Source organism: Nocardia sp. AB354, from assembly GCF_049538315.1.
GTDB classification, from domain to species: Bacteria; Actinomycetota; Actinomycetes; order Mycobacteriales; family Mycobacteriaceae; genus Nocardia; species Nocardia nova.
Genome location: NZ_JBMVFU010000042.1, coordinates 1 through 12591, shown reverse-complemented (window position 1 = coordinate 12591; position 12591 = coordinate 1). Strand labels below are relative to the sequence as shown.

General features: G+C 67.3%; 9 protein-coding genes. 7 read left to right on the top strand and 2 right to left on the bottom strand.

Annotated features, from left to right (window positions below):
• Nucleotides 1-2046, bottom strand: coding sequence for a hydantoinase/oxoprolinase family protein (locus ACPCUW_RS34200; RefSeq protein ID WP_423429494.1), 2046 nt, complete (start codon nucleotides 2044-2046; stop codon nucleotides 1-3).
• A gap of 449 nt (nucleotides 2047-2495) precedes the next feature.
• On the opposite strand from ACPCUW_RS34200, the gene ACPCUW_RS34195 reads away from it, so the two are divergent.
• From ACPCUW_RS34195 to ACPCUW_RS34175, 5 genes are all read left to right on the top strand, one after another.
• A complete protein-coding gene (locus ACPCUW_RS34195; RefSeq protein WP_423429493.1) occupies nucleotides 2496-3596 on the top strand; it encodes a LuxR C-terminal-related transcriptional regulator in 1101 nt (366 codons plus the stop codon).
• 154 nt (nucleotides 3597-3750) lie between these two features.
• Nucleotides 3751-5817, top strand: coding sequence for a hydantoinase/oxoprolinase family protein (locus ACPCUW_RS34190; protein ID WP_423429491.1), 2067 nt, complete (start codon nucleotides 3751-3753; stop codon nucleotides 5815-5817).
• Between the two features lie 6 nt (nucleotides 5818-5823).
• On the top strand, nucleotides 5824-7761 hold the full coding sequence (locus ACPCUW_RS34185) for a hydantoinase B/oxoprolinase family protein (RefSeq protein ID WP_423429489.1): 1938 nt from the start codon (nucleotides 5824-5826) through the stop codon (nucleotides 7759-7761).
• 427 nt (nucleotides 7762-8188) lie between these two features.
• Entirely contained in the window at nucleotides 8189-8956 is a 768-nt protein-coding gene (locus ACPCUW_RS34180) for an SDR family NAD(P)-dependent oxidoreductase (RefSeq protein WP_423429488.1), read from the top strand.
• Nucleotides 8957-9024: 68 nt separating this feature from the next.
• Complete coding sequence (locus ACPCUW_RS34175; protein WP_423429486.1) at nucleotides 9025-10488, top strand: aldehyde dehydrogenase family protein; 1464 nt, start codon at nucleotides 9025-9027, stop codon at nucleotides 10486-10488.
• Nucleotides 10489-10561: 73 nt separating this feature from the next.
• Here the strand turns inward: ACPCUW_RS34175 and ACPCUW_RS34170 are convergent, their stop codons facing one another.
• Nucleotides 10562-10933 (bottom strand): hypothetical protein, encoded by a 372-nt coding sequence (locus tag ACPCUW_RS34170; RefSeq protein WP_195050207.1) that lies wholly within the window; start codon nucleotides 10931-10933, stop codon nucleotides 10562-10564.
• A gap of 218 nt (nucleotides 10934-11151) precedes the next feature.
• Here ACPCUW_RS34170 and ACPCUW_RS34165 point away from each other — a divergent pair, with 218 nt between their 5' ends.
• Together ACPCUW_RS34165 and ACPCUW_RS34160 are read left to right on the top strand one after the other, a co-directional pair.
• Nucleotides 11152-11679 carry a cupin domain-containing protein gene (locus tag ACPCUW_RS34165; RefSeq protein ID WP_423429484.1) on the top strand — a complete coding sequence of 176 codons (528 nt, stop codon included), beginning with the start codon at nucleotides 11152-11154 and terminating at the stop codon, nucleotides 11677-11679.
• 10 nt (nucleotides 11680-11689) lie between these two features.
• Nucleotides 11690-12580 carry an SDR family NAD(P)-dependent oxidoreductase gene (locus ACPCUW_RS34160; protein WP_423429483.1) on the top strand — a complete coding sequence of 297 codons (891 nt, stop codon included), beginning with the start codon at nucleotides 11690-11692 and terminating at the stop codon, nucleotides 12578-12580.
• Nucleotides 12581-12591: the final 11 nt, after the last annotated feature.

The following is a 12591-nucleotide window of genomic DNA, read 5'->3' as shown; positions in this document are numbered from 1 at the left end:
TCACTTCCTCCGGATGACGAGTTCGCCGTAGCGACCGACGGTCATGCGCTGACCGGCGCCGACGTGGGTGGTGGACAGTCCCTCGTTGACGATGATCGGGCCGTCCAGCTCATCGCCGGCCCGCAGCGCCTCGCGGTGGTAGACCGCGGCCGGCTGCCCGGACTCGATATCGTCGGTCTCCAGGTCGCCGAGGTAGCGCAGGGTCACGGTGCGATCCGGGATCAGTGGTTCGTCCGGACCACGTTCGGGGACCACCGGGTAGTCCACCTTCGGGGTGTCGAGGACCGCGCGTACCCGGAAGGTGACGCCCTCGACGGGCACCATGTCGAAGCGGTTGCGGGAACGCTCCTGGTAGGTGTCGTGGAACGCACCGATCATGGTCGCGACGGCCGCCCCGTCGATGGTGCCGTCCGGCACCGGCACGAACGGGGTGTCCCAGCTCTGGCCGACCAGATGACCGTCGAAGCTGCGCTCGAACACGACCTGCGCGTCGTGCGCGAGCCGCTCGCGCAGCTGCGCTTCCATCTCCGTGAACAGGGCGTCGATCTGCGGCGCGACCTCGGGAGTGAGGACGGTATACGCGCTGCGGTTCACGGTGAACACCTGATCGGCAGACAGCAGGCCCAGCGCCGAGAACAATCCCGGATTCGGCGGCACGATGACCTGTTTGCAGTGCACGGCGTCCATCGCGGCGGGCAGCAGCATCGGTCCGGCGGCGCCGTAGGCGACCAGGCTGTAGTCGCGCGGATCGACGCCGTTCTTGATCGCCACGTTGAACACGCCCTCGGCGATGTTGTGCACCGCCATCTCGTAGGCGTACCGAACCCGTTGAGCGAGTGAGAATTCCGAGTCGAGCTGTTCGAACGCCTGCCGCGACAGGGCGGGAACCAGGCTCAACTGACCGCCGGCGAAGGTTTCGCTGTCGATGATGCCGATCAGCAGGCAGGTGTCGGTCGTGGTCGGCTCCGTGCCACCGCGGCCGTAACAGGCCGGTCCGGGTGTCGAGCCGGCGCTGCCCGGCCCCACCTGGATCGCGCCGGTCTGGCCGATGGTCACCAGGCTGCCGCCGCCCGCGCCGATCGCGGTGACGTCGTTGGCGAGGGAGTTGACCACCAGATCGTGTTCGAGTTCGAATGTCGTGTTCACATAGGGCTCACCGTTGGTGACCACGCTGATATCGCAGGAGGTGCCGCCGACATCGGCGCACAGCAATTGGGTTTCACCGATCAGCGCGCCGAAGTGCGCGCTGGCGACGGTACCGGCGGCCGGACCGGAGAACACGATGCGGAACGGATGTTCCATCGCCCGATGCGAGGGCACCAGCGTCGCCGCACAGTCGGCGAAATTCAACTGGCCGGTGAAACCCAGTTCGGCCAAACCCTTTTCGAGTTTCGCGGTGTAGTCGGCGTAGATCAGTTTCATCAGCGCGTCGACCACCGTGGTGGAGGCGCGGGCGTACTCCTTGGCCAGCGGGGACACCTCGCTCGACACCGAGCACGGCACATCGCCGAGCACCTCACGCACCAGCTCCCGCAGCCGCAGCTCGTGCGCGGGATTGACGTAGGCGTTGATCAAGCAGATCGCCACACCTGCCACCTCGCACCTACGCAGCACCTCGAGTTCGGCGCGCGCCTGAGCCTCGTCGAGTTCGAACAGCACACCGCCGTCGGCGGTGATGCGCTCCCGGATGCCCCGGCGCAGATAGCGCGGGATCAGCGGGCGGGCGGCGTCACCGAAGCTGCGCCGCCAGCGCGGATCGAGAATGGCTTCCGCCGGCCGCCACACGCGGCCCATGTCGAGGATGTCGCGGTGCCCCTCGGTCGCCAGGAAGCCGATCTTCGGCAGCCGGCGGGTGATCACCGCGTTCAGACCGTGCGTGCTGGCGTGATTGAACACCGCGGAGTTCTCGACGCCGAGCAGCGCCGCGCCCTGCAGCACCGGTTTGGTGACGTCGGAATAGTCGGTCGACACCTTCGCGGTGTGGATTCGTCCGTCCCGCAGGGCCACCACATCGGTGAATGTGCCGCCCACATCGACTGCGATCATCGTTGATCCCTTTTCACTACAGTTGGTCGGAAAGAAGCTGGATCGGCCCGAGTCGCGGTCCCCGGACCCGGCTGACGGAGTGCAGGCAGTTCTGGCACTTGACCACGTCGAACCAGCCTCCCTCCGAATTGACGGGATACCGTCGTAACTCCCCGCCACATCGGGGGCACGCCCCCTCGACGAGCTCGCGCTCCATGCGCGGCGCCTGGTCGTCCCGGTTCTGGCTCATCCGTTCAACTCCACTGTCGACTCGGTCACCGACGCTCGTGCGCCGTGGCACCGACGCTATGGGAGGTGAGACGCGCGTCACTATCCGTAAACCGCCGGTATTGATCCGGAAAACGAAGACGACGGGTAGCTCGTCCGGCGGCGCGTATCACCAGGCGGTCGCCTTGCCCAAGTTTCAGATATATTATGTTTTAAGTGAGATAGATCACGGGAGCGTGGAGATGAGCAGTTCATCGATTCGATCGGAGTCCGCCGAACTGGTGGCAGCGGTACGAGAGATCGCCGAGGAAGCCGGCGGCTTGCTCGATCGCGATCCGCTCGGCGCGCCACCGGTCACGAGCCCGTCGCCCGAGGTCCCGACTCTGGACGACCTCTGGGAACTGGTGACCTCCGAGGCACTGCGCGAAGCGGGCGCCGGCTCCCCCGGCCGGCTGACTCCTCTGATCGGTCTGCTCGGCCGGATCCGCGAGGCGGAGGCGATGCAGGCTCGGCTGCGGCTCGCAGACCGCACCCGCAGCCTGGCCGAGGTTCGCGCCGCACTCGCGGGGATAGCGGATGCACGGTCGGTGGATGCGCTGCTCGCACGCGCTCCGGAGGCGGCATGCGGTCTCGGATTCGACCGCGCGCTGGTGTCCACCGTCGACCGGACGTGGCGGCTGCACACGATGTGTGTCGTGCGAGAGCCCCGATGGGCGGAGGAGATCGTCGCGGTGGGCCGGGAGAACCCACCGGTGCTCGACCGCAGCCTGGTCGAGAACGACCCGGTGGTCGACGCGCGCGCCGTCCTGGTCTCCGAGGTCCAGGACAATCCCCGGGTCAATCGCGCGCTCGCCGAGATCACCAAATCCTCGTCCTACGGGATCGCGCCGCTGCTGGTCGAGGGCGAGGTGGTCGGACTGGTCCACGGCGACTGTTACCACCAGCAACGCGTGCTCACCGAGGTCGATCGGGTGGTGCTCTCGGCATTCGCCGACGGCCTGAGCCAGCATCTGGCGAGAGTTACTGTGCTGGAAGGCCTCTCGTCCCTGCGAGCGCAGATCGACGGACTGACCGGATGGCGGGCCCCGGCGCCGGCGATCGCCGAATCCGTCGCCGTGAGCCTCGACGACAACCCGATCCTGACACGCCGCGAGGCGCAGATCGTGCGCTTGATGGCGGCCGGTGATTCGAACGGCAGGATCGCCCGCCGGCTCACCATCTCCGAAGGCACCGTGAAAACCCACATCACGCGGATCCTGCGCAAGCTGGGCGCCGCCAACCGGGCCGAGGCCGTGTCGATCTGGCTGCGCAGCTCCGCGACCGGTTCCGTAGCGCGGGTCTGACATCCCACCAGCCGGTTCGACCGAAGGTCGTACGAATCCCTTACCTGCGCCGGATGTAGCGCGGAGCCCGCCGCGAGACAGTGAGCTGCACCACAAAAGCGGCGCCTGTTCCAGGTTCACGCCGCTGCAGCACATGGCAACTGGAGGCGCAGGTATGACGCAGAGCGAGCGGGCGGCCGACTGGATCGTCGGCATCGATGTAGGTGGCACCTTCACCGACATCATCGGCCTGAATCAGAGCACCGGAGAGATCCGCGACGGAAAGGTCCTGTCCACGCGCGAACAGGAGGTCGGGGTGCTCGACAGCATCGCGGCCATCGATATCGACATCCCCGACATCGCCGAAATCGTGCACGGACACACCGTCGGCATCAACGCGCTGCTCAGCCGCACCGGCGCGCCAACCGGCCTGATCTCCACCCGCGGGCACAAGGACCTGCTCGACATCGGCCGCATGCACCGGGAATTCGGTGACCGCTTCTACGACCCGACCTGGGTGCGCCCGCATCAGGAGCGCCCGATCGTGGCGCGCGAGTCGCGCTACGGCGTCGCCGAGCGGCTGCGCTACGACGGGTCGGTGCTGCTGGCGCTCGACGAGGACGCCGTCCGCGACGCCGCCCGCGAGCTCGCCGGCCGGGGCACCGAATCCGTCGCCGTCTGCCTGATGAATTCCTACACCAACCCCGAGCACGAGCGCCGCGCCGCCGAAATCGTCGCCGAGGAATTGCCGGACGCCTACATCCAGACCTCCGCGCTGTATCCGGTGACCAAGGAGCACGAGCGCACCACCACCGTCGCCCTGGACGCCTACGTCGGACCGGCTGTCGTCGGCTATCTGAATCGCCTGATGAACCGCCTGGCCGAACGCGACTACCGCGGCACGCTGTGGATCATGATGATGAACGGCGGCGTCGCCACCTTCGCCGATGCCGGGAAAGCGCCTGTCTTCCAGCTGGTTTCGGGACCGGTCGGCGGCGTCAGCGGCAGTGTGAAGTTGGCGAACGAGGGCAGCTCACCGAACCTGCTCACCATCGACGTGGGTGGCACCAGCACCGACGTGGCCGCGATCCGCCGGGGTAAGACCCCGCTCACCGACACCTGGACGCTGGAAACCGGGCTCACGCTGACCATGCCCCTGGTCGATGTGGAGAGCATCGGCTCGGGCGCCGGCAGCCTGATCCGGCCCAACGCCCTGGGCAATGTCGCAGTCGGACCGGCCTCGGCCGGCTCCAACCCCGGACCGGTGTGCTACCAGCGCGGCGGCACCGAACCCGCCCTGACCGACGCCTGCGCCGCGCTCGGGATTCTGCAACCGGACCTGTTCGCCAACGGCGCCATCCGTCTCGACGTCGACGCCTCGCTGGCGGCTCTCGCGCGAACCGGCGAGCAGTGGGGTATGTCGGCGATCGAACTCGCCTCCGCCGCATACGAAGTCGCGTGCCAGGACATCGCCGCGAAGGTTCGCACGATTTCGGTCTATCGCGGACTGGACATGCGCGAGTTCGCATTGCAGCCCTCCGGCTCGGCCGGGCCGATGCTCGCCGACCGGGTGGGACAGATCCTCGGTCTCGACAAGGTGATCGTTCCGTCGAGTCCCGGTCAGTTCTCGGCGCTGGGGTTGCTGCGCAGCGATCTGATGGTCACGCGGGCGCAGTCGATCATGACTGCGCTGGATCCGGCGAACGCCGACGCGATCGAGGCCGCCTTCACCGCACTGCAGGACCGCATTCGCGACGAACTGAAGAACCAGGGCGCCGATGTCGAACGCCTTCGCTTCGAGCGGGCCGTCTTCGCCATGTACCGCGGCCAGACCTGGGACAACCGGATGCCCATCCCCGACGGGGCGCTCACCGCGGAGGGCGTTGCCGCGCTCGTGCCCGCCTTCCACGAGTTCTATCGGGAGTCGTACGGATTCGCGGCGACGGAGATCCCGGTCGTGGTGTCGACGGTCGAGGTGACCGCCATCATCGCGCGCGAGAACCGCAAGCCCGAGGCGACGCCCGAGGACGGCGAATCCTTCCTGCGCACAACCCAACTCACCGTGCCGGGCACCACCGACCCCGTCGAGGTTCCCATCTATGTCCGCGAACGTCTCGGCCGCGACGAGAAGGTCCACGGACCCGCACTCGTCGCCGAGAAGTACGCGACGACGCTGGTGCTGCCGGGGCGGACCGCATCGCTGGACGACGACCTGAACCTGATCATCGAGCCGCAGAGCTGAGGAGCCATGACCATTTCCACCCCGCCTGTCACCAGCCCCGAATCCACCGGACCCGCCGCCGATGTCGAACTCGACATCCTGCGCTACGGACTCACCGAAGTCGCGCGCGAAATGCTGGATTCGCTGATGCGCAGCGCCTTTTCGCCCGTCTGCCGCGACATTCTGGACTGCACGGTCGTCATCCACATGCGCACCGACGAGGGCTGGGAGGCCGCCGCGCTGTGGGAGGGCTGTATGCAGCATGCCTTCGTCGCACCGCACATCGCGAATTTCGTGATGGACGACTGGGATATCGACACCATGCAGCCCGGTGACGTCATCTTCACCAACGATCCCTGGCGCGGCTCGCTGCACCAGGCCGATGTGAATCTGTTCCGGCCCGTCTTCGTCGACGGCCGGGTCGAATTCCTACTGCAGTCGACCTCGCATCTCGTGGATCTCGGCGGCCCGATCCCGGGCGGCTTCTCCAACGGCGCGCAGACTCACTTCGAGGAACAGCTGAAGCTGCCGCCGACCTTGCTCTACGCGGGCGACGTGCCGGTGCGCCCGACCTTCAACTTCCTGCTGGAGAACAACAGGGTTCCGCAGTTGGTGCTCGGTGATCTGCGTGCCCTGCACGGCTGCCTGGTCGTCGGCGAGCGTCAGCTGCACGATCTCATCGCACGCGGTGGGCTGGAGCAGGTCCGTGCGGCCGGCCGGTACGCGATCGACGCCACCGAGGCGAGTATGCGCCGCGGTATCGCGAGCATCCCCGACGGCGACTACACCGCCGAGGACTTCCTCGATGAGGACGGCGTGACCGACGAGCCGATCCCGGTGAACGTCACCGTGAAGGTGCGCGGCGACCGCATGGAGATCGACTTCTCCGGTTCGGGCCGCCAGCCGCTGGGTAACTGCGGCACCGCCTGGTGCGAGGCGGGACGCTGCATCGAGGCGGTGAAGCTGATGGTCGATCCGTCGACACCGGTCAACAGCGGCACCCTGCGACCGATCGACGTCCTGCTGCCCGCGGGCAGTGTGGTGCAGGTGCTGCCACCGTCGAGTTGCTCGAGCCACGCCGACATCGGTCCGCGTGCGATCAACGTGGTGACGCAGGCACTGAGCCAGGCGGTAGAGGAATCCTTCGCACCCGACACCGGAACCGCGCTCTATGTCGGCTTCAGCGGAATCGACAGCCGCCCCGGACATGAGGGAACCCCGTGGGGCGCTTACGGTCTCGCCGGCGGCGGCTGGGGCGGTACGTGGAAGGAGGACGGCGTCTCGTTCTGCGTGGTGCCGATCGGCAACTGCCGCACCTCGGTGCAGGAACACGTCGAGATCGAGAGCCCACTGATCGTCGTCCAGCACGAGATCGTGATCGACACCGCCGGCGCGGGCGAGTTCCGTGGCGGACTCGGTTCGGTGTATTCCATCTACGCCGAATCCGACACGCTCGTCACCGTCGTCGCCGACCGGCTGCGCCGCGGCGCTCCCGGCTCGAAGGGCGGCGGCGCGGGCACCTCGGCCTACGGCTGGTACATCGCGAACTTCGATCTGAACACCCACGGCAACCCGCTCGATCTGCGCGGCGCCGAACCGCTGTTCGGCATGTTCGACGAGCAGGGCCGCCCCGATCCGAACAACGGCGAATTCGGCCGCGGCGCCCGCTACACGTCCGGCAAGTTCTCCAATCTGCTGTTGCAGGCCGGCGACGCGATTCGCTTCGTCATCGGCGGCGGTGGCGGCTGGGGTGATCCGCTCGCCCGCGACACCGGCCGCGTCGCCGCCGACGTGCGCGCCGGGCTCGTCAGCCCCGAATTCGCCTCCGCCGCATACGGAGTCGTCATCACCGACGGCGCGGTCGACGAGGCCGCCACCACGGCACGGCGCACGCATCTGGCCGCGGAACGCGAACAGGGGCGCTGGCAGGTGCCGGTCGCCAACCCCACCACCTGGATCATCTGAGAGAGGCACACCTATGTCGGTCGATCGACTCCTGTTCCCTCGCCCGGAAACACCGCGCGTGTACGTCGAACGGACCCCCGTCGACGGAACCTGCCCGGAGTGCGGTGCGGCGAACCTCGCCCGCTACCCGGTGGCCAACTATCTCGGCCCCCGCATGGTCGTCAAGTGCCAGCAGTGCTTGCACCAGATATCGGTGACTCGCCCGGAGCCCGAAGACCATTGGCCCGCGTGGCGGTCCCCCGCACACGACTGGCCCGCCTCCCGCGTCGGCTGAGACTCGCCACCGGAATCGGCCGGCCGCGCAGCACCGATCACAGCTGCGCGGCCGGACCCCGGCCTCGATAAGCAGCAGCGCCCACCCCGGACAGCGCCGGGCTACGTCGGACGTAGTGCCCAGCGCGGCAACGCAATCGAAAGGAATCCTGAAATGCCTGAGCTGTTGCTCGACGGCAAGGTCGTACTCATCACCGGCGCGGCCGGCGGAATCGGACGGGCCACGGCCCTGCTCGCCGCACGCGAAGGCGCGCGACTGGCGCTGACCGATGTGTCCACGGACGGACTGAAGGCCGCGGCCGAGCAGGTGCGCGCGAACGGCGGCGAGGCGGTCGCCCTTCCCGCCGATCTGACCGACGGCGGTTCCGTGGACGCGATGGTCGCCGCCGCCGTCGACCACTACGGACGCCTCGACGGCGCCTTCAACAACGCCGGTGTCAGCGGCGGCCAGATCGGCCAGGGCGGGCGCCGCGTGGGCGAATGGGACGAGAAGGCCTTCGACCAGGCCATCGCCGTGAACCTCAAGGGCGTCTGGCTGTGCCTGCGCGCCGAGCTGAAGCAGATGGAGGCTCAGGGCGGCGGCGCGATCGTGAACACCGCGTCGCTGGCGGGCCTGACCGGATTCAAGACGACCGCGGGATATTCGGCGGCCAAACACGGCGTGATCGGCCTGACGAAGACCGCCGCGATCGAGTACGCGCCCACCGTCCGTATCAACGCGGTGTGCCCGGGCTATACGGACACCGATCTGATGAAGGACGCCAAGGCGCGCAGCGGTGACACCATCATGGCGCGCATTCCCTTCGCGCGGCTGGCGCAGCCGGGGGATATCGCCGAGATGGCGGTGTGGCTGCTGTCCGAGCGGGCCGGCTATGCGACCGGCGGCGAGTTCGTCGTCGATGGCGGTTACATGGCTCGATAAGCACGTAGCACAATATATTCAATATGCTCCGGTGGGACCGGGGCGATTCCGACAGAAAGAATGTTGTTATGACCGCCTTGACCGCCGAGGCCGCGAGCTTCATCGACGGACGCTGGATCACCGGTGACGGCGAGCCGATCGTCTCGATCAACCCGAGTACCGGTCGCCGGATCGCGGTGACGCCCTCGACCGGTCCGGCCCAGGTAGCGGCAGCGGTATCCGCGGCCCGCCGGGCTTTCGACGGCGGCGAGTGGAGTCGCCTCTCCCCCGCCGATCGCGGCGCGCTGTTGCACCGCTTCGCCGATCTGCTGATCGAACGCCGCGAGGCGATCATCGGGCTCGCCGCCACCGAGATCGGTACCCCGATCAGCAGCGCGGGCACCCTGCATGTGGATCTGCCGGCGAAGTTCTTCCGGTGGTTCGCCGACGCCGCGGCCCGCGGCCCGCGCGACGGATACGAACAGCCCCTCCCACTGGACCACGACCCGATCACCTCCAGCAGCATGCTGCTGCGCGAACCCGCCGGCGTGGTGGCCGCCATCGTCGCCTACAACGTGCCGGTGATGATGTGCGCGTACAAACTGGGCGCCGCCCTGGCGGCCGGTTGTTCGACCGTACTGGTCACCTCGCCGCGCGCCATCCTGCTGACCTCGGCGATCGTTCGACTGTTCGAGGAGGCTGGATTACCTTCCGGCGCAGTCAATCTGGTCTTCGGTCCGCCCGGGACCACGACCTTGGTGGTCGAGTCACCCGAAGTCGACATGGTGAGTTTCACCGGATCCGCCGAAGTGGGCAGCAAGATCCTGACGCTCGCAGCGCCGACGTTGAAGAAGGTCGTGCTCGAACTGGGCGGCAAGTCGCCGAATATCGTGCTGCCGGGCACAGACCTGGAACGGGCGGTGCCCGCGTCGGTCCTCCGATTCACCCGCAACAGCGGCCAGGCCTGCGGCGCCACCACGCGAACCCTGGTGCCGCAGGCGGATTTCGACGAATACGTCGAGCGATCGGCGGGCTTTCTGCGCAGCCTCACCGTCGGTGACCCGATGGCACCCGACACCATCCTCGGGCCGCTGATCACCGGTGAGCATCGAGCGAAGGTCGAGGGCTTCCTCACTCGTGCACGCGAATCCGGTGCCCAGCTCCCGGTCGGCGGCGGCCGCCCAGCAGGTCTGGGCGACGGCTTCTTCCTCGAAGCCACTCTGGTCACTGACGTACCCAACGAGGCCGAGATCGCCCAAGAAGAACTCTTCGCACCGGTCGGCGTCGTCATGCCGTACACCGATCTCGACGATGCGGTCCGCATGGCCAACAACTCCAAATACGCTCTCAACGCCAATGTCTGGGGCCCCACCGCCGAGGCCGTAGCCTTCGGCCGCCGGCTGCGGTCGGGCACGGTCACCATCAACGGCGGCGGCGGCATGCGCGCCGACGCACCGTGGGGTGGACCGGGCTACAGCGGAATCGGCCGCGAAGGCGGTGAGGAGGGACTGCGCGAGTTCTTCGAGATCAAACACATGCAGTGGCCGTTGTAATCACACTCGATGACAGAGAAAGCGCGTCGACCGGTAACCCAGTCGACGCGCTTTTCGTCCAGCGCACTTGCCTTTACGGCTGGACGCCCATCTCCGGGCCGATGTACTCACGCACCCGCGCGGCCTTTCCGTCGCGCACCTCCACGAGCTGGATCAGATGCAGTTTCATCATCTGACCACTGATCTGCACCTCGGTCGTCGCCTCGTTGAAGAAGCCCTTCTCGGTGAAGGTGACGCCCTGGGCCTGGAAATCGGGCACGCCGTTGTCGCCGGAGCGCTCGTAGACGGCGGCGACGGCCTCGGCCACCGACACCCACTTGTCGTCCGCGCTGTGCCACACCTGGCAGTCGTCGGTACTGATCTCGAGGAACAGGTCGATGTTCTTCAACGCTTTGACCCAGTTCTCCGCGAGGTCGATGGTCGCCTGATCGGGTGTGGTGCTCATCGGTTGTCGGTGCCTTCCTATCGAGTGGTGCAGGTGGCCTGCGTCACCATGATGTCCGGATGCCGAGGCGGCGAGTGTCCAGATATCTGGACACTGCACAACCGCTTCGCGACCGACGATCGAGACCGATCGGCTTCGGCAGCAGACCTTGTCTACCCTATTTAATATATAGTATTTTGTGAGCGACGGCACAAGATCGGCCGATGGGAAGGAACTTCATGAGTGGCGAACATCTGCACAAGACCGCCCGGCGCGTGATCGCGGGCCTGGACGCACAGGGCAGGTCGACCGTCGTCACGGACGAGAACACAACCACCCGGGTGGCCCTTCCGGCGTTCACCGTCAACGACGTCTGGCGCGTCGATTCCCTGCCCGCCCGGTATGGCGACGACGACACACTGGCATCCGAGGTGGAACTCGCGCCGCCGGCGAACGGGCTCGTGGTCCGGCTGGCCACCTTCCCGCCGGACAGCGAGATCGACCCGGCGGTGTACGCGGAGTCGATCGGCAACCTGCACGGTGACGACGCCAATGCCGAAAGCGACGGCATCGTCGGACTGCACGCGACCGAGACGATCGATATCGCCACGATCCTCGACGGCGAGATCTACGCGCTCTACGAGACCGGCGAAACCCTGCTGCGGGCCGGCGACACGGTGATCCACCGCGGCATCAAACACGCCTGGAGCAACCGCACCGACAAACCCGTGACGATGGTCGCGGTCATGCTTCCGGCGAAGAACTGAGGAGAATTCAATGTTGTCATTCGACGGACGCGTCGCCATTGTCACCGGCTCGGGGCGCGGCCTCGGTGCCTCGCACGCCAAGTTCCTGGCGTCGCGGGGCGCGGCGGTGGTGATCAACGATCTCGGCGGTTCCGCGCAGGGCAGCGGGGCCGATACGACTCCGGCGGAGGAAGTCGTGGCCGAGATCGTCGCCGCCGGCGGTCGCGCGGTGGCGAACTTCGACTCGGTCACCGAGAATCCCGAAGACATCGTGCAGACCGCGATCGACGCGTTCGGCCGCCTCGACATCCTGGTCAACAACGCCGGTATCAACCGGGTGCACGCCTTCGGGCCCGATATTCTGCCGTCGATCCGGCAGCACATGGAAGTGCACTTCTTCGGCACCGCCGGAGTCACCGCCGCGGCCTGGCCGCACCTGATCGAGAGCGGTTCCGGTCGCGTCGTGAACACCACCTCCCCCACGCTGATCGGCTTCCCGCAGCAGACGCCCTACGTCTCCGCCAAGGGCGCGATCTTCGCGTTCACCCGCACCCTTGCCATCGAGGCGGAGGAGGTCGGCATCAAGGTCAACGCGATCGCTCCGACCGCGGCGACCCGCATGTCCGACGAAGCGGACATCTCCGAGGAGTTCAAGCAGTTCATGCGCGACAACCTGCCGACCTCGCTGGTCAGCCCGGTGGTGGCATATCTGGCCCACCAGGACTGCGCGATCAACGGTGAGGTGATCCAAGCCCAGGGCGGTGAGGTGCAGCGGCTGGTGCTCGGCTTCAACACGGGCTTCACGAGCAAGGAGCTGACCCCGGAGCTGGTGCAGCAGCACCTGGACGAAATCCTCGATCCCGCAACGCATGTGCCGTTCAAGCAGATCGACGAGCAGGACCTCAGCGCCGTCGGTAAGTAGAGACGCGACCG